This window comes from Cellulomonas cellasea, assembly GCF_006538745.1.
GTDB classification, from domain to species: Bacteria; Actinomycetota; Actinomycetes; order Actinomycetales; family Cellulomonadaceae; genus Cellulomonas_A; species Cellulomonas_A cellasea.
On the sequence record NZ_BJLR01000013.1, the window covers coordinates 250,701 to 268,421 of the forward strand.

Here is a 17,721-nt window from a genome sequence, read left to right on the forward strand (position 1 = left end):
CGGCGCGACGGCTCGGGCGGCGGCCCGGCGCGGGACCGCGCCGGGGGCGGCTCAGGGGCGGGGTGGCTCAGGGCGCGGGACGCTCGGCCGGGCGTGCGCGCACACCCGGCCGAGCCGTCGAGCGTCCCGCCGCCGCGTCACGCCGCCCCGGCGTCCGCCTTGCCGTGCGGGTCGTGCGCGTTGATCGCCGCGACAACCTGGTCGTAGTCGCCCCGGGCCTCGCCGTAGCGGAGGAACTTGACGTTCTCGACCTGGATCTCGGTCGCGTCGGGCTGCGTCTCGACGAGGTGCAGCACCTCCGCGACGAACTCGTCGAGCGGCATCGCGATGGCGCTGTCCCGTTGCCCGGGCAGGAGGTCCGTCGCGACCGCCGGCGGCTCGAGCTCGACGACGCGGACGCTCGTGCCGGCGAGCTGGAGCCGCAGCGACTCGCTGAGCATGTGGATCGCGGCCTTGCTCGCGTTGTAGCTCGGCGTCGCCCGCAGCGGCGTGAACGCGAGGCCCGAGGAGACGGTCATGATCGTCGCGGCCGGGCGCGTGAGCAGGTGCTCGACGAACGCGCCGATGAGCCGGATCGGGCCGAGCAGGTTCGTGGTGACGGTCTGCTCCGCGGACGCGAGGAAGCCCGCCGGGTGCGTCCAGTCCTCGACCCGCATGATCCCGGCCATCGGGATGAGCACGTTGAGGTCGGGGTGCTCGGCGACGACCTGCCGGGCGACGGTCGCGACGCTCTCGGGGTCCGTGGTGTCGATGACGTAGGCGTGCAGGTCGGGGTGCTCCGCGGTGATCTCGGCGAGCAGCTCGGTGCGGCGGCCGCCGATGATCACCTCGTTGCCCTTGGCCCGCAGGGCGAGCGCGAGGGCGAGGCCGATCCCGCTGGTCGCGCCGGGGATGAAGACGGTGTTTCCGGTGATGTCCATGACCCGAGTCTTCGCCGGGCGCCCCGGGCCCACCAGGGAGCGCTCGTCGGGGGACCCGCGATCCCTGGCTGGGGCACGGCCGCCGCGTCGATACTGCACGGATGGACCGCGACGCCCTGGCCGACTTCCTGCTGCGGCACCGGGAGGCGCTCCGGCCCGGTGACGTCGGCCTCGGCCCCGGCGTGCGCCGCCGGGCCCCGGGTCTGCGCCGCGAGGAGGTCGCGCAGCTCGCGGTGATGTCGACGGACTACTACGCCCGCCTCGAGCAGCGGCGCGCACCGCAGCCCAGCACGCAGATCCTCGCCGCTCTCGCGCGGGCGCTGCGGCTCACGCCCGACGAGCGCGACTACCTGTACCGGGTTGCGGGGCACAGCCCGCCGGACCGTGCGGCGACCGAGGACTACGTGGCGCCCGGCCTGCTGCGCGTGCTCGACCGGCTCACCGACACCCCGGCCCTCGTGCTCGATGCTCTCGGGCGCACGCTCGTGCAGAACGACCTCGCGCGGGCCCTGCTCGGCGACGTCGACGGCCTGACCGGCTGGGAGCGGAGCGCGATCTACCGCTGGTTCGTGCACCCGGACACCGAGCGCCTGCACTACCCCGAGGGCGACCGGGACCGGCAGGGCCGTGCGCAGGTCGCGTCGCTGCGGGTGACGTACGGGGTGACCGGGGCCGGCTCCCCGGCCGGCGAGCTCGTGCGCGAGCTGCTCCGCCGGAGCCCCGAGTTCGCGCGGCTGTGGGAGGCGCACGAGGTCGCGCGCCGGTTCGAGGACCACAAGGTGCTGGTCCACCCGGAGGTCGGGCCGATCGAGGTGGACTGCCAGGCGCTGTTCACCGAGGACGGCTCGCAGACCCTGCTCGTGCTGACCGCGGCGCCGCGCAGCGAGGCCGAGGGCAAGCTCCGGCTGCTCCGGGTGCTCGGGACGCAGGAGTTCGCGGGCGGCGCGGGGTAGCAGCGCCGCCTTGCCGGGGTGCTCCGGGGAGTGACAGCATCGCGGCCATGACCCACGGAATCGAGTCCTCCGTCCGCCGGTGAGCGCCCCGACCGAGCCCCGACCGCTCGGATCCCCGATCACCCTGTACGAGCACGCACGGCGGCTGCACGAGCAGAACCCGGACCGCCCCCTCCCGCGCGACGGCGAGCCGTTCCCGGTCGACGAGCGTCACCGGGCGCAGCAACGCCCCCGAAGGACGAGGGACCCTCGTGCCGACGGCGTCGAGGTCGCCTCGGTCCTCGACGCCCACTTCGCTCGCCCGGACGCGCACGCGAGCGAGCTCGTCGACGCCCTCCGCGACCTCGTCGTCCCCCTCCACCGCAACGACCACGTCGCCGCGGCGGCGCTGCGCGCGGACCGGGAGCGGGTGCAGCAGACCGGCCGCTGGCTGGTGCGGAACAGCACCGACCGCAACGCCGCCGTCGTGGGCCTCGCCCTCCTGGCGACGGACTGGGCCGAGGACGACATCCCCCTGATCCAGACCATCGGCCTGCTCTCGAACGTGTTCGGGCCCTTGGCTGCGGAAGCGCTGCGACGCCGCCGAGGAGGTGGCGACGCGCTGCTGTGGTTGGCCGAACGGGCCGCCGGCTGGGGTCGGGTGTACGTCGTCGAGGCGCTGTGCCGCAACGGTCTGTCCTCCGCCGCCCGGGCGTGGCTGCTGCGCCGCTCGTGCGACGGCGACTACCTGAACGGCTACTTCGCCGGCGAGGTCGCCACCACCGCGCACCTGCACGAGGCGATCACCGGCGGGGACGTCGACGACGCCCTGATCGACCACACCGGCCGGCTCCTGCGGATCATGGCCGGCTGCAGCGGCATGGGCCTCACCCTGGAGCACTACCCGCCGGCTCCCGCCGTCCTGGCCGCGCACGCCGCTCACCTCGCGCGGCAGGCCCCGTCCGTCGACCGGTACTGCGAGGCCGCGGCGATCGCCGACCACCTGGCGGCCGAGCCCCGGAGGGAGGGCGGCAGCTGCACCGCCGAGCAGCGGGCCGTGCTCGCCCGGCAGTACCTCGACGTGCTCGTCCGGCCCGAGTGGCGGGACGCGGTCCGCGCGGACCTCGACCCCACCAGCGACGCCTTCGCCTGGTTGGCCGGCGGGGTCGCGACGCGGCTGGGCCTCGACGTGCTCGCCGACAGGCCGGGAGACGGTGAGCGCTGAGCGAGCGGCCGGATCGCCGGCCGGCCGGGAGGGTCGGACGCCGGGCGAGCGCCCCGGTCGGACGCGGGTCAGGCGGTGGGCGGGGCCTGCGGGACGCAGCGGCGGGCCGCGTCGGCGAGCGCCCACATCCCGCGGACGAGCGCCGCCAGGTCGTCGACGTCGAGCGCGGCGAGGACCTGGAGCTCGGCGTCCATCGGCAGGGTCAGCAGGTGGCGGAGCGTCGCGGTGCCGGCGTCGGTCGGGGCGAGCACCCGGACGCGGCCGTCGTGCGGGTCGGCGTGCCGCTCGACCATGCCCGCGCCGACGAGCCGGTCGACGACGCCGGAGACGGTCGCGGCGGAGACGTCGAGCGCCTCGGCGAGCGCGTGGGTCGTCGTCGCGGCGCCGGTCGCGACGAGGCCGAGCGCGCGCAGCTGCTGGACGGTCAGCGTGGTCTCGAGCAGCGGGCGCAGGCGGGAGGTGAGGAACGCGTCGTCGAGCGCGGCGTGCGCCTGCGCGAACTGCTCCACGAGGTGCGCGCGCGGGTCGTCGGTCATGGGCCGAAGGCTACGGGAACACCGGGATGATCCTTCGCGTTAGGCTAACGACCGCGCCGAGGATGCCGCGCGGTCGAGTGCCACCCGTACCCGTCCGTCGTGCCGTGCCGTCCCCGCAGCCGCCCGCTGCGCCCTGACCCGGAGGCCCCCGTGTCCCGTCTCGCTCGACTGTCCCTGGCGAACCGCGCCGTCGTCGCGCTCGCGACGTTCGCCATCGCGGTCTTCGGGGTGCTCGGCGTCGGCCAGCTCAAGCAGGAGCTCATCCCCTCGCTGCAGCTGCCCGTCGCGGTCGTCGTCTCGGTCTACCCGGGGTCCTCACCCGAGGTCGTCGAGCAGGGCGTGATCGAGCCCGTGGAGGCGGCCGTCCGCGCGGTCCCGGACATCGAGGCGATCACGTCGACCGCCTCGACCGGGCTGGGCCTGACCACCATCGAGCTCGAGTACGGCACCGACCTGGACGCCGTGACGCAGCGCCTGCAGACCGCCATCTCGCGCCTGCAGACCCAGCTCCCCGAGGACGTCGAGCCGACCGTCATCACCGGCTCGCTCGACGACCTGCCCGTGATCCAGCTCGCCGCGGCGTCCGACGCGGGCGGCGAGTCCGGGACGAGCGCGCTCGCCGCGACGATCGAGACCGTCGTCGTCCCCGCGCTCGAGGACATCGAAGGCGTCCGCACGGTCGCCGTCACGGGCGGCACCGCCGACCAGGTGCTCGTCGAGCTCGACGCCGCGCGCGTCGCCGTCGCGGGCGTCGACCCGACCGCCGTCGCCGACCTGCTTGCCGACTATGGCGTCGTCCTGCCCGTCGGCACGCTCACCGAGGGCGACCGGACCTACTCGGTGCAGGCCGGCGCGCGGCTGGGGTCCGTCGAGGACCTCGAGGCCCTCCCGCTCGGCGCCGGCACGCTCGGCGACGTCGCCACCGTCACGGTGACCCCCGAGGCCGCGACGTCGTACTCGCGGCTCGACGGCTCCCCGGCGCTCGGCGTCGCGATCACCAAGACCCCCGACGGCAACACCGTCGACGTCTCCCACGCGGTGCAGAACGCGCTCGCGGACCTGGGCCCCGCGCTCGAGGCCGAGGGCGTGCGCACCGCGGTCGTGTTCGACCAGGCGCCGTTCATCGAGGAGTCCATCGAGGGGCTCGCGACCGAGGGCGGGCTCGGGCTCGTGTTCGCGGTCGTCGTCATCCTCGTGTTCCTCGCGTCGCTGCGCTCGACGCTCGTCTCCGCGGTGTCGATCCCGCTGTCCCTCGCGGTGACGTTCATCGTCATGAACGCGACCGGGTACAGCCTCAACATCCTCACGCTCGGCGCCCTGACGATCTCGATCGGGCGCGTGGTCGACGACGCGATCGTCGTCATCGAGAACATCAAGCGGCACCTGTCCTACGGCGAGGAGAAGACCGCCGCGATCCTCACCGCGGTGCGCGAGGTCGGTGGCGCCATCGCCGCGTCGACCATCTCGACCGTCGCGGTGTTCCTGCCCATCGCGCTCGTCGGCGGCATGGTCGGCGAGCTGTTCCAGCCGTTCGCCGTGACCGTGGCCATCGCGATGCTCGCGTCACTGCTCGTCGCGCTCACGATCGTCCCGGTGCTCGCGTACTGGTTCGTGCGTTCGCCGCGACCGGCCGACGGCGGGGTCGACGGCACGGACGTGGGCGCCGCGAGCGCGCGCGAGGCCGCCGAGGCGAAGGAGCGCCGGGGGCTGTGGCAGCGCGCGTACGTCCCGTCGCTCGCCGCGGCGCTGCGCCGCCCCTGGGTCACGATCGGCGTCGCCGTCGTCGTGCTCGTCGGGACGCTCGGCCTCGTGCCGCGCCTCGAGACCAACTTCATCGGCGACAGCGGCCAGGACACCGTCACCGTCACGCAGCGGTTCGAGGTCGGCACGTCGCTCGCGGCGCAGGACGCGGCGGCGCGCGAGGTCGAGGACGCCCTGGCCGGGGTCGACGCGATCGAGAGCGTCCAGACGACCGTCGGCACCGGCGACGCGGCGACGGCGGCGTTCAGCGGCGGCGGCACCTCCCCGTCCGCGTCGTTCGCGATCACGCTCGACGGCGACGCCGACGGCGTGGCCGCGCAGGACGACGTCCGCGCGGCCGTCGAGGGGCTCGTCGCGGCGCCCGTGACCGCGATCAACGTCGCGGGCAGCGAGGGCGGGTTCGGCTCGTCGACGGTCGACATCGCCGTCCGGGCGACCGACCGCGACGACCTCGCGGCGGCCGCGGAGTCCGTGCACGAGGCGGTCCGCGACGTCGAGGGCGCCGCCGAGGTCGCGAACGACCTCGCCGGCGAGCAGGAGGTCCTGCAGGTCACGGTCGACCGCGAGGCGGCCGCCGGGCTCGGGCTCTCGGAGACCGTCGTCTCGGGCGTGGTCGCCGCGGCGATGAACCCCGCGCGCCCGATCGGCGAGCTCGACCTGGGCGACGGCCCGCTCGAGGTCGTCGTGTCGTCCGGAGCCGCGCCCGCGACGCGCGCCGAGATCGAGGCGCTCGTCGTCCCGTCGGCCCAGGGCCTCGTGCCGCTGACCGACGTCGCGGCGGTCGAGGCCGTGCGGGTCCCGACGTCGGTCACGCGCGTCGACGGCGAGCGGTCCGCGACGGTCCGGGTCACGCCGGCGACGCAGGACGTCGGCTCGCTCACCCGTGAGCTCCAGGCCGCGGTCGACGGGCTCGACCTCCCGGCGGGCGTCGACGTCGAGGTCGGGGGCGTCGCGAGCCAGCAGCAGGACGCGTTCGCCGACCTCGGGCTCGCGCTGCTCGTCGCCATCGCGATCGTCTACGTCGTCATGGTCGCGACGTTCGGCTCGCTCGTGCAGCCGCTGATCCTGCTGGTCTCGGTGCCGTTCGCCGCGACCGGTGCGATCGTCGCGCTGCTGGTCAGCGACACGCCGCTCGGCGTCCCGGCGCTGATCGGGGCCCTGATGCTGGTCGGCATCGTCGTGTCGAACGCGATCGTGCTCATCGACCTCATCAACCAGTACCGCGAGCGCGGCCGGTCGCTCGACGACGCCGTGCGCGAGGGCGCCCGCAAGCGCCTGCGCCCGATCGTCATGACCGCGCTCGCGACGGTGTTCGCGCTGACGCCCATGGCCCTCGGGCTCACGGGCGGCGGGGCGTTCATCAGCAAGCCGCTCGCGCTCGTCGTGATCGGCGGGCTCCTCTCCTCGACGCTGCTCACGCTGCTCGTCGTCCCCGCGCTGTACGTGCTCGTCGAGCGGCGCAAGGAGCGGCGCGCGGACCGGCGGGCGGCGCGGCGGCAGGGGCGGCACGCCGTCCCGGCGGCCGCGTCGGACGAGGCGGCGCCCGACGCGACCGTGGGGGCGCGGGAGTAGCGCTCAGGCGGGCTCGGTGCGCTCCGGGCGGCTGAAGAGCCACGACATCGGCCCGGCGAGGAGGACGGCCGGGACGACCGGCCCCTCCGTCGCGGCCGCGAGCACGACGTTCGCGAGCACGAGGGCGCTGACGACCGCCCAGCGGCCCCACCGGCCGAGCCGACGCGGGCTGCGGGGCGCGACCCACAGCCCCCAGACCGTCACGACCGCTGCGACGAGGGCCACCGAGAGCAGAGCCGACGGCAGCCCACCGCCGCCTGCACGCCAGCCGGACACGGCGACGAGCACGAGCAGGACGAGCTCGCCCGCGAACGCCGCCACCGCGAGGGCGCCGACGTCGGCAGGTGAGGGAGACCTCGGCGCGGGCACCGGGATCAGTCCGCCGGAGCCGGCGCGTGGCCGTGGCGGATCTGGTCGCGCCGCTGCCCGAGGTTCGCGAGGTCGACCACGACGAGCCCGACGAGGACCACCGCGACGAGCGCCATCGCCGCGAGCGCGGGCAGGCGCGCCGCGAGCGGGAGCAGCGCCAGCACGACGGCGGCCGCGACCAGGTGCGGGACCGCCCAGCGGCCTCCGGTGCGCCGCAGGAAGGCGGCGTGGCCGACCACGTAGACGGCCGCCCCCACGTACAGGCTGAGCAGCGGCATCCCGCTCAGCGGCTCGGTGAGCGTGTGGTGCTCCGGGTCCGAGACGTAGCTCATCGCCTTCTTCAGGCCGAGCGCCACGAACAGCACGGAGCCGACGATCGGGAAGTGGAGGTACGTGTAGGCGTCCGCCGCCAGCCGGCTGCGCCCCACGTCGTCGGCGTGCGTGAGCGCGTGCTCGCCGACGTGGGTCGCGACGTCGAAGTACAGCCACCACATCGCGACGACGACCGTGATGCCGAACGCCGAGCCGACGATGACCGGCCACGAGACGGCGTGCTCCGCGACGCCCACGCCGATGGACACGAGCGACTCGCCGAGGGCGACGATGACGACGAGGCCGAACCGCTCGGCGAAGTGCCGTGCGCTGTGCAGGCGCCAGCCCGCGGTGTTCGTCACCCAGATCCCGACGTAGTCGACGACGAGCGCCAGCGCCCAGACCCAGGTCTGCGCGGGCGGCCCGAGCGCCGCACCGACGGCGAGCAGCCCGCTCGCGAGGACGACGGGGACCGCGGTCGTGAGGATCTGCCGGCGCAGGACCGCGTCGTCCCCGGCTGCGACGAGGTAGCTCGCGAGGTGGAGCAGCCGGACGGCGGCGAAGCAGCCCGCGAAGACGAGCGGCCCGAAGAGCCCTCCGGGCAGGTCCACGAACGACTCGGGGATGGTCAGCGCCATGACGAACATGACGCCGGTCGCGAGCAGCATCGTCAGGCGCACGGTGCCCTCGTCGGCCTGCGCCTGGTTGCCGAGCCACGCGTACGAGCACCACACCCACCACAGCAGCGCGAACACGACGAGGCCGCGCAGGGCGCCGGTCGCCGTGGGGTCGGCGCTCAGCAGCTGGGTGACCTGGACGAACCCGAACACGAACACCAGGTCGAAGAACAGCTCGAGCGTCGTGACACCGTGGCCCGGGCCGGTCCCGCGGACCCGCGCGAACCTCGACCAGCCGGACTGCGCCGTTGCCTCGACCATCCGGGTCACCGTCTTCCTCGGGGGGATCGGGACGAATCGGACCCAACGTAGCGGTGCCGGGACGTCGGGCATCACCCCCGAGGACGCTGCCGGTGCGCGCGGCGACCGGTCAGCGGTGCTTCTGCCGGACCGCGTCCGCGAGCCCCGCTCCGGCGGGTGACGGCGCGGGTGACGGCGCCAGCCGCGCCGGCCGGGCGTAGACCCGCTGCACGACCAGCTCGAGCGGTCCGCGCTCGAAGCGCCGCAGCCAGAGGCTCGCGCACAGCACGAGCGCGAGCGACACCGCGGCCCACAGGCCGACGACCCACCAGGGCCGCGCGTCGGCGAACCGGGTGGCCAGCCCGAGGCCCCAGTCGTAGCAGAGGACGCTCGCCAGCACGTTCTGGAGCACGTAGCAGGACAGCGCGGTGCGGCCGACGGCAGCGACCGCGCGGCGCGGTGCACCACCGCGGCTGCGCAGGACGATGCCGGTGATCAGCCCGAGCAGGCCGAGGGCGATCAGCGGGGGGAGGACGTACCGGTCGACGAGCAGCCAGGCCGGGCCGGCGAACGCGGTCAGCCCGTTCAGCGGTGCACCGACCCCGAAGCCGAGCAGCATCAGGCGTCGGCGGATCCGCGCGCCGGCCGGGGTGTCGTCGAGCGCGCCCGCCCGCACCAACCGCGACCCGAGGAGGAACAGCACCGTGGCGGACGGCACGATCAGCACGAGCTCGATGCGGTAGAGCCCGGCGCCGTCGAGGCGCACGAGGACCTGCGCCCACCAGCTCGCCGTGGACACCGCGGCCGGCTCCGGCACCTCCGGCCCGCCCGGCACCGCGAGCAGCAGCGCCGTGACGCCCGCGATGCCGAGGAGGTAGACCCCGCTGACCACCGCCATCCACGCGTGCACCACCCGGTCGCTGCGCCCCACGAGGTACGCCACCAGCAGCGACGCGACGGCGTACCCCATGAGCACGTCGAACTCGAACACGAGCACGTAGTGCACGAGCCCTTCGACGAACAGGATCGCCGCGCGCACCGGGTACCGCCCCGGCCAGCGCGCGCCGCGGCGCACCGCCGAGCGGTACTGCAGCTCGATGCCGACGCCGAACAGCAGCGTCAGCAGGGCGAGGAACTTGCCGTTGGCGAGCGTCCGGAGCGCCGTCTCGACGACGTCCGGCGAGGGGCCCTCGGCGAACCAGGCGGTGGGCCCCCCGGGGTGGGCGAACAGCCAGGCGTTCGAGGCGAACGTGCCCAGGATCGCGACGCCGCGCAGCACGTCCAGGGACGTGATCCGGGCGGGCGCGGTCGTGGGGACGGCGACGGCGGTGGGCATCGGGAGACCTCCGGGGTCCGGGTGTCGGGCACGACGACCCTGTCGCGACGGGCCGCTGCCGGTCGTCGGTCCTTCTGATGACGCCTGGGGTGCGCCGTACCCAGGTCGACGGACGGAGGTGCCTACCTCTCCGGCGCCAGGGCCCCCGAGGGTGTCGGCGGTCGACAGCGCACGCCTACCGCGGATGCGAACGGTGGCGACCGTCGCGCTGGCATGATCGACATGACTCTGAGGCCGGCGCGTTGGGCCAACCCCGGCGGTGCTCAGAGGTCGCGATGCTGACCAGATGCTGCGTTTGTATCGCCCAGTCGAGACAAATGCAGCATCCCAGGGTCCTGCGGGCCGCGGCTATTACTTCACTCGTATCGTCTGCGCGATACAATCGAAGTATGGCTGTGACCATCCAGGTGCTGGCGAGTGTCTCTCAGATCGCAGGCGCGCAGTGGGGGCTCGTCACCACCGCCCAAGCCGAGCGCGAAGGGATCACTCGGCTGCAGCTCGCGCGTCTAGCCGACGCAGGCGTCCTCGAGCGCGTCGACCGCGGTGTGTACGCCACCACGGCCGCCCCCACGGAGCACCGGACCCTGCGAGCGGCATGGCTCGCGCTCGACCCGGCCCGCACAGCAGAGGAACGGCTCGCCGACCCGGTCGCGGCTGGGGTCGCCTCGCACACGTCCGCCGCAGGGCTGCACGGGCTCGGTGACCTTCTCGACGACACCCCCGAGCTCACGCTCCCCCACCGCAAGCAGTCCCGGCGCGGTGTCCGCCTGCACCGGCTGCCCCTCACCGACGCTGACGTCACGCTCGTCGACGGCCTCCCCACCACGACCGAGGAGCGGACCGTCGCCGACCTCCTGCGCGACGGCCACGACCTCGACCACGTCGCACAGATCGTCGGCCAAGGTGCACGTCGGGGCGTCATCGACCTGGACGACCTCACCGAGCAGGTCGAACCGGTAGCACGCCGGTACGACCAGCCGGACGGGCGCGCGCTCGTCGAGCATCTCCTCGACCTCGTCGGCCTCAGTCGGACTGCTCTCGTTCGCATGCTCGCCGACAGCGCCGAGGGAAGAGAGCTGGTCGCCGCCGGACGGGCCAGCGCTCTCAGCGACCTCGCCGCGTCCTTCATGCCGGAGATCGACACGGCCCGCCTGTTCGGCCTGGACAAGATCGCCGCCAACACCTTCGCCGGCATCGACGTCGGGAAGATCCTCGGGATGACCGAGCTCTTCAACATCACCCTCAAGCCGCTCCACGACCAGATCGCGGCTGCCGTCAGTCCGCAGCTGCAGTCCGCACTCGCGATCACGAACACTCCGGCGTTCCGCTCGGTGCTCCAGGCGACCCAGTCCCCTGCCGTGAAAGCGGCGCAGCAGTGGCTGGGATCCGACGTCGGCCGGCAGGCAACCCAGGCAGCAGAAGAGGCCGCGTCGCGCTCCGAAGGGTCCGGCGGTGCGACGTGACGACCACCGACGGGTATGCGACCGGCGCCGCCATGTGGGCGGCGGTGACCTCACGAGCGAAGGTGACCGCGAAGGACACCGGGGTGGACGGCGCCGCCCTCGTCCGCCGGTTCGTGTTCGGGCGCTTCCTCGCTCGCGTCTTCCACACGACCCCGCCGGCCCGTGGGTGCTTCAAGGGCGGCACCGCGATGCTCGCTCGGGTGCACGACGCCAGGACCACGAACGACGTCGACCTGCTCCACGAGCTCGCTGACCTCGACGCGGCCGTGCAAGCGCTCCGCGCCGTCGCGGCCACCGACCTGGGTGACCACTTCCGGTTCGTCGTCACGAAGGTCGAGAGGAGCCTCGGAGGTGCAGGGCAACCCGGCGTCGCCGGGTGCCGGGTCAACTTCGACGCCTACGTCGGGGTCGCGAAGAAGCAGAGCTTCGGGGTGGACCTGGTCACGGGGTCCCTCATGACGACGACGCCGGAGATCCGCACCGACCTTGTGCTCGACGTACGAGGGATCGAGGCGCCTGCCCTGCGCCTGTATCCGGTGGTCGACCACATCGCCGACAAGCTCTGCGCGACGATGGGCACGTACGGCGCCCGCGGAGCCGCTTCGTCCAGCCGACCACGTGACCTCGTGGACCTCGTGGTGTTCGCCCGCTCCCAGGACGTCGACGGGTCAGCCCTCATCACCGCCATCCATGGCGAGTGGACCCACCGGGGCCTGCCGGGCGCCCCCGTGTTCGAGCCCCCAGCCGACTGGGAACGTCGCTACCCGCCCGAAGCCCGTAATGCACCCGTGGTCGCAGGCTTCACCACGTTCGCTGACGCGGCCGCGCTCGTCGGAGGGTTCCTGGCACCCGCGCTCGACGGGACCGCCGCGGGGCAGCACTGGATCGCGGCTGACCTCGCCTGGCGGCAGAGCGCAGAGGCGTCCCTCACTTCGGTAGCTCCCTCCCTGCAGGAGTGACCCGTGACCGCGCAACCGACCGAGTGATGGCGTCGAGCCTGCCGGCGAGCTCTGAGAGTTGCTCCGCAGTCTCCGCGAGCACGCCGAACGCCTGCTCCTGCGAGCCCACCACGGTCAACCCGCCGGAGCGCTTGTTGAACCGCGTGACCCAGAGCCCGTCCTCCGCGGTGAGTGGCCATTCGTCGTGAATAGCCTTGTTGCGCTTGACGCGCACGTCTCGTTCCGACGCCCACGACAAGGTCTCGCTCACCAGCGCTGCGACAGCCGGCTCAGCGTTGTCCAGGACCTTCCTGATCTGCTGCTCGAGCGCATCCCACGTCACGGCGTCATACGGCTGCCCGGCCCGGCGGTCAGCCCGGGACGCGCTCCCCGGCCGGCGTCGAGTACTGCGCGACGAGCTCGCGCTTGAGCACCTTGCCCGAGCCGCCGAGCGGGAGCGTCTCGACGAGGTGCACGACGCGCGGGTACTTGTAGGCGGCGATCCGCTCGCGCGTGAAGTCGACGATCTCCTGCGCGGTCGCCGTGCGGCCGGGCATGAGCACGACGGCGGCGTGGACCTCCTGGCCGTGCGCCTCGTCCTCGACGCCGAACACCGCGGCCTGCGCGACGGCGGGGTGGCGCACCATCGCGTCCTCGACCTCGCTCGGGTACACGTTGTAGCCGTTGCGGACGATCATGTCCTTCTTGCGGTCGACGATCGTGACGATGCCCTCGGCGTCGACGGTGCCGAGGTCGCCGGTCCGGAACCAGCCGTCGACGACGGCCGCGGCGGTCGCCTCCGGGTTGCCGAGGTAGCCCTTGAACAGGTTGTGGCCGCGCACGACGACCTCGCCGAGCTCGCCGGGGCCGAGCAGCTCGATGCGGCCCTCGACCTCGGAGTCGGCGATCTCCACGTCGACGCCCCACAGCGGCCGCCCGACGGTGCCGGGCCGGATGGGCTCCCCGACGTAGTTGAACGACACCGTCGGCGCGGTCTCGGTCAGCCCGTAGCCCTCGTGCACCTCGGCGCCGAACTCGCGCGCGAAGGCCTCGAGCAGCGCGACCGGCAGCGCGGCGCCGCCCGAGACGGCGTACTTGAGCGGGGGCCGGTCCGTCGTCCGGGCGGCGGCCTGCACCATGCCGAGGAACATCGTCGGGACGGCCGTGAACACCGTCGCGCGGTGCTTGACCAGCAGCGCGAGCGCCTCGTCGGCGTCGAACCGGGGGAGCAGCACGATCGCGGCGCCGCGGCGGAACGCGGTGTTGAGCACGGCGGACTGGCCGAACGTGTGGAAGAACGGCAGGCCGCCGAAGACGACGTCGTCGGGCCGGATGTCCGCGGTGTCGAGCAGCGTGACGTGCACCTGCTCGACGAGGGCCAGGTGCGACGCGACCGCGCCCTTGGGGCGGCCTGTGGTGCCGCTCGTGTACAGGACGGTGGCCGGGGCGAGCGGGTTGACCGACGCGTACGTGCGGACCGGGTCGGCGGCGTCGGCCTCGTCCTCCAGGCGCGGCGCGGGGACGGCGGCGACGTGCGCGTCGGGCACCAGGACGGTCACGACGGGGACCCCGGCCGCCGCCGCAGCGGGCAGCGCCTCGCCGAGCATCGGGGCCGCGGCGACGAGCAGCGTCGCGTCGCTGTCGCCCAGCACGTACTCGATCTCCTGGGCCTTGAACAGCAGGTGCACGGGCACGACGACCGCGCCCAGCGACAGGACCGCGTAGTAGACGCGCGCGAAGTCGGGCACGTTCGGGACCAGCATGGCGACGCGGTCGCCCGGACCGACGCCGCGTGCGCGCAGCGCCCCGGCGTAGGCCCGGGTGCGGTCCCACAGCGGGCCGTACGTCAGCGCGGCGTCGCCGACGTGGAACGCGACCCGGTCGGGGTGGCGGCGGGCGGTCTCGGCGAGGATCGCGGCGACGGACAGCGTGCCGTGGCCGGGGCCGGTGAGGATCGGGTCGAGCTCGGCGGTCATCTCGGGGTCCCTTCGCGTGCGGTGACTTCGGCGGGGCGAGCGGTGCAGGTGAGCGGTGACGGTCATGCCGGTCGGGGTCGGAGCTCCGCCTTCCCGAGCGAGGAGAGGTGGACCTCGTCGGGCCCGTCGGCGATCCGCAGCGAGCGCGCCGCGGCGTACATCGCGGCGAGGGGCTGGTCGTCGGAGAGCCCGGCCGCGCCGAAGACCTGGATCGCGCGGTCCACGACCTGCTGCACCGCGCGCGGGACCGCGATCTTGATCGCCTGGATCTCGGTCATCGCCGCGCGGTTGCCGACGGTGTCCATGAGCCAGGCCGTCTTGAGCACGAGCAGGCGCAGCGCCTCGACCTGGATGCGCGACTCCGCGGCCCACTCCCGGACGACGCCCTGCTCGGCGAGCGGCCGGCCGAACGGCGAGCGGGACGCGGCGCGCTCGCGGACCAGGTCGAGCGCGCGCTCCGCCATGCCGAGCGCGCGCATGCAGTGGTGGATGCGCCCGGGTCCGAGCCGCGCCTGCGCGATCGCGAACCCGTCGCCCTCGCCGCCGAGCAGCGCCGACGCGGGGACCCGCACGTCCTCGAACGCGATCTCGGCGTGCCCGCCGTGGTCCCGGTCGTCGTAGCCGAGCACCGTCAGCGGCCGCACGATGCGCACGCCCGGGGTGTCGCGCGGGACGAGCACCATGCTCTGCTGCCGGTGCCGCGGGGCGTCGGGGTCGGTCGCGCCCATGACGACGAGCAGGCTCGCGCCCGGGTTCATCGCGCCCGTCGACCACCACTTGTGGCCCGTGATGACGAGGTGGTCGCCGTCGCGGCGGATGCGCGTCGCGATCTGCGTCGCGTCCGACGACGCGGCTCCGGGCTCGGTCATGCAGAACGCCGAGCGGGTCTCCGCGGCGAGCAGCGGGTCGAGCCAGCGCTCCTGCTGCTCGGGGGTGCCGAACTCGGCGAGGAGCTCCATGTTGCCGGTGTCCGGCGCGGCGCAGTTCGTCGCGACCGGGCCCAGGCGCGGGCTGCGACCGAGCGCCTCGGCGACGGGGGCGTACTGGAGGTTCGTCAGCCCGGCGCCGCGCGGCCCCGGCAGGAACAGGTTCCACAGGCCCTGTGCCCGGGCGACCTCCTGGAGCTCGCGGACCACCGGGCGCAGGCCCCACTCGCCCGGCGTCGCGGCGACCTGCGCGTCGAGCACCGGCTCGGCGGGCAGGACGTGCTCGTCGAGGAACGTGCGCGTGCGCGCCAGGACGTCCCGGGTCCGCTCGTCGTACGCGAAGTCCACGTCCGTCCCCCTCAGCTCGCGCCGTCGAGGCGCGCGAGGCCCTCGCCGGCCAACGGGAGGACCATCGCGCCGATCGCGTCGAAGCCCTCGCCCACGGTCTCGCCGGCGCGGAACCGGAAGTGCACGCCCTCGAGGATCACCGCGAGCTTGTACGCGGCGAACGCGCGGTACCAGGACAGGTCCGGGACCGACGAGCCGAGCCGGGCGGCGTACGCGTCGGCGAGCTCGGCGAAGTCCGGGTAGCCCGCGGCGGGGTCGACGGCGCTCGCGGTCAGGCCGTCGGGCGGCGCGATCCGGCGGATGTCCCAGTACAGCCCGAGCATCCCGAGGTCGACGGCGGCGTCGCCCAGGGTGGCCATCTCCCAGTCCAGCACGGCGGCGACGTGCACGCCGCCCGCCCGGGAGACGAGCGCGTTGTCGAGCCGGTAGTCCCCGTGCACGAGCCCCGTCCGGACCGTCTCGGGCACGTGCTCGCGCAGGCGCTCCTGGAGCGCGTCGAGCGCGGGGAGGTCGCGCGAGCGTGAGCCGTCGTACTGCCGACCCCAGCGGTGCAGCTGGCGACCGAGGTAGCCGTCGGGGCGGCCGAGGTCGGCGAGCCCGACTGAGCCGGGGTCGAGCGCGTGCAGCTCGGCGAGCAGCTCCGCGAGCTCGAGGCTCACGGCCCGGAGCTCGGCGGGGGAGTAGGCGGCGTTCTGCGCGGGGTCGGAGATCGCCTCGCCGTCGACCCGCTCCATGACGAAGAAGGGCGTCCCGGTCCCGGCGCTGCCGTCGGCGTCGTCGACGAGGTCCACGGTCGCGGGCACGGGGACGCGGGTGCCGCCGAGCGCGTGGATCACGCGGTGCTCGCGGGCCATGTCGTGCGCGGTCTCCTGCACGTGGCCGAGCGGCGGGCGGCGCAGCACGAGCGGGACGCGCGCGCCGTCGACCCGGTAGGTGAGGTTGCTGCGGCCGCCGGCGAACAGGGTCGCGCGCAGGGGCTCGTCGGTCGCGAGGTCGGGGTGCGTGCGGCGGAGCCAGGCGTCGAGGCGGGTGACGTCGAGCCCGGGGAGCGGCGGTGCGGCGGCGGGGCGGACCGGGGTGTGGACGGCGGCGGGCGCGTCCGGGACGGGCTGGGTCACCGGCGACCACCTCCGCGGCTCGGGCGGGCGTCGGTGCCCACGGTCCGAGCAGCATACCGGACAGTCGGTATGACGGAGCGCACGTCCGACTCCGCGTGCCGGCGAACCCACATCGTTACCCGCACGGGCCTTCTGTGACCTGAACGGGATTTCCGTCACCAGAAATGGGACGTCTGTTATCCGACCGGGACCTCCGTTACCCGAACGGGACGTTCGTGTGACCGTCCCGTGCTGGCCACCCACCTGCGAGAACGTCACGCTTCAGTCCTCGAGCGACAGAGGAGACAGAATGCGCGTCCGTACATTTCCGGTATCCCGAAATCGCACGGAACGGCCCGCCCGAGCGACCAGGTGCACGAGGAAGCCGACCCGCGCCTTCTCCGCTGCGGTCATGGTCGCGGTCGTCGGTGCGCTCGCTGCCTGCGGCGCGGACGGCGCGAGCAGCGACGCCTACGGACCGGAGCTCGCCTTCGAGGGCGCCGTCCCTCCCGAGGAGTGGCGTGACGCCCCGGTGGACGACCAGGAGGAGTACGACGACTCCCCGGAGCAGCCGTTCCAGGACGTGACGACGAGCCCCCTGTCGACCTTCGCCTCCGACGTCGACACCGCGTCGTACAGCAACCTGCGCCGCCAGCTGCGTCAGGGGGTCGCACCGGAGGGGGTCCGGATCGAGGAGCTCGTCAACTACTTCGACTACGACTACCCGGCCCCGGAGCCGGGCGCTGCGGACCCGTTCACGGTCACCACCCAGGTCGCGGACGCGCCGTGGGCGCCCGGCCACCAGCTGGCCATGATCGGTGTGCAGGCCACGGCCGCGACGCCCACCAGCCGGGGCAACAACGTCGTGTTCCTGCTCGACGTGTCCGGCTCGATGGACGAGCCGAACAAGCTGCCGCTGCTGGCCGACTCGTTCGAGCTGCTCGTCGAGCAGCTCGACGAGGACGACACCGTCTCGATCGTGACCTACGCCGGCAACGAGCAGGTGCTCGCCGACTCCGTGCCCGGGGACCGGCGCGAGGAGCTCGTGGGGATCCTGGACGGGCTCGAGGCCGGCGGGTCCACCGGGGGGGGG

At 74.0% G+C, this 17,721-nt stretch carries 15 protein-coding genes; 6 read left to right on the forward strand and 9 right to left on the reverse strand.

Translation table 11 applies throughout. The features are described 5' to 3' along the window. Positions 1-137: 137 nt before the first annotated feature. Complete coding sequence (locus tag CCE01nite_RS06790) at positions 138-920, reverse strand: SDR family oxidoreductase (RefSeq protein WP_034626253.1); 783 nt, start codon at positions 918-920, stop codon at positions 138-140. A gap of 101 nt (positions 921-1,021) precedes the next feature. Here CCE01nite_RS06790 and CCE01nite_RS06795 point away from each other — a divergent pair, with 101 nt between their 5' ends. After that, the gene (locus CCE01nite_RS06795; RefSeq protein WP_034626250.1) at positions 1,022-1,873 is read left to right on the forward strand and encodes a helix-turn-helix transcriptional regulator; all 852 of its coding nucleotides are present in this window, start codon (positions 1,022-1,024) and stop codon (positions 1,871-1,873) included. 79 nt (positions 1,874-1,952) lie between these two features. After that, positions 1,953-3,077: a hypothetical protein gene (locus tag CCE01nite_RS06800; protein WP_141372106.1), complete on the forward strand. Its 1,125-nt coding sequence runs from the start codon at positions 1,953-1,955 to the stop codon at positions 3,075-3,077. Positions 3,078-3,145: 68 nt separating this feature from the next. Here the strand turns inward: CCE01nite_RS06800 and CCE01nite_RS06805 are convergent, their stop codons facing one another. Further along, on the reverse strand, positions 3,146-3,613 hold the full coding sequence (locus CCE01nite_RS06805) for a MarR family winged helix-turn-helix transcriptional regulator (RefSeq protein ID WP_052103614.1): 468 nt from the start codon (positions 3,611-3,613) through the stop codon (positions 3,146-3,148). Between the two features lie 150 nt (positions 3,614-3,763). On the opposite strand from CCE01nite_RS06805, the gene CCE01nite_RS06810 reads away from it, so the two are divergent. Beyond that, positions 3,764-6,946, forward strand: a complete 3,183-nt coding sequence (locus tag CCE01nite_RS06810; protein WP_052103609.1) for an efflux RND transporter permease subunit — start codon at positions 3,764-3,766, stop codon at positions 6,944-6,946. A 3-nt stretch (positions 6,947-6,949) separates the two neighbouring features. Here CCE01nite_RS06810 and CCE01nite_RS21255 read toward each other — a convergent pair whose 3' ends face one another. The 3 genes from CCE01nite_RS21255 to CCE01nite_RS06825 form a co-directional block, all read right to left on the reverse strand. Further along, complete coding sequence (locus CCE01nite_RS21255) at positions 6,950-7,315, reverse strand: DUF2568 domain-containing protein (protein WP_170223946.1); 366 nt, start codon at positions 7,313-7,315, stop codon at positions 6,950-6,952. Between the two features lie 5 nt (positions 7,316-7,320). Next, on the reverse strand, positions 7,321-8,565 hold the full coding sequence (locus tag CCE01nite_RS06820; protein WP_052103601.1) for a low temperature requirement protein A: 1,245 nt from the start codon (positions 8,563-8,565) through the stop codon (positions 7,321-7,323). A gap of 109 nt (positions 8,566-8,674) precedes the next feature. Further along, entirely contained in the window at positions 8,675-9,880 is a 1,206-nt protein-coding gene (locus CCE01nite_RS06825) for a DUF418 domain-containing protein (RefSeq protein WP_084142498.1), read from the reverse strand. A 395-nt stretch (positions 9,881-10,275) separates the two neighbouring features. On the opposite strand from CCE01nite_RS06825, the gene CCE01nite_RS06830 reads away from it, so the two are divergent. Both CCE01nite_RS06830 and CCE01nite_RS06835 read left to right on the forward strand, forming a co-directional pair. After that, positions 10,276-11,343 (forward strand): type IV toxin-antitoxin system AbiEi family antitoxin domain-containing protein, encoded by a 1,068-nt coding sequence (locus tag CCE01nite_RS06830; protein ID WP_170223947.1) that lies wholly within the window; start codon positions 10,276-10,278, stop codon positions 11,341-11,343. After that, complete coding sequence (locus tag CCE01nite_RS06835) at positions 11,340-12,302, forward strand: nucleotidyl transferase AbiEii/AbiGii toxin family protein (RefSeq protein ID WP_246056353.1); 963 nt, start codon at positions 11,340-11,342, stop codon at positions 12,300-12,302. The genes CCE01nite_RS06830 and CCE01nite_RS06835 overlap by 4 nt, the downstream gene beginning before the upstream one ends. On the opposite strand, the gene CCE01nite_RS06840 is transcribed toward CCE01nite_RS06835, so the two are convergent. The 4 genes from CCE01nite_RS06840 to CCE01nite_RS06855 all read right to left on the reverse strand — a co-directional run bounded on the left by CCE01nite_RS06840 (position 12,271) and on the right by CCE01nite_RS06855 (position 16,649). Beyond that, positions 12,271-12,624, reverse strand: coding sequence for a hypothetical protein (locus CCE01nite_RS06840; RefSeq protein WP_034626248.1), 354 nt, complete (start codon positions 12,622-12,624; stop codon positions 12,271-12,273). The two genes, CCE01nite_RS06835 and CCE01nite_RS06840, sit on opposite strands and share 32 nt — an antisense overlap. A gap of 28 nt (positions 12,625-12,652) precedes the next feature. After that, positions 12,653-14,257, reverse strand: coding sequence for a long-chain-fatty-acid--CoA ligase (locus tag CCE01nite_RS06845; protein WP_052103596.1), 1,605 nt, complete (start codon positions 14,255-14,257; stop codon positions 12,653-12,655). A 62-nt stretch (positions 14,258-14,319) separates the two neighbouring features. Then, a complete protein-coding gene (locus tag CCE01nite_RS06850) occupies positions 14,320-15,531 on the reverse strand; it encodes an acyl-CoA dehydrogenase family protein (RefSeq protein WP_034626246.1) in 1,212 nt (403 codons plus the stop codon). 11 nt (positions 15,532-15,542) lie between these two features. Continuing rightward, positions 15,543-16,649 (reverse strand): phosphotransferase family protein, encoded by a 1,107-nt coding sequence (locus CCE01nite_RS06855; RefSeq protein ID WP_052103594.1) that lies wholly within the window; start codon positions 16,647-16,649, stop codon positions 15,543-15,545. 391 nt (positions 16,650-17,040) lie between these two features. On the opposite strand from CCE01nite_RS06855, the gene CCE01nite_RS06860 reads away from it, so the two are divergent. Further along, a partial coding sequence (locus CCE01nite_RS06860; RefSeq protein WP_246056354.1) for a VWA domain-containing protein occupies positions 17,041-17,721 on the forward strand: 681 nt, incomplete at its 3' end.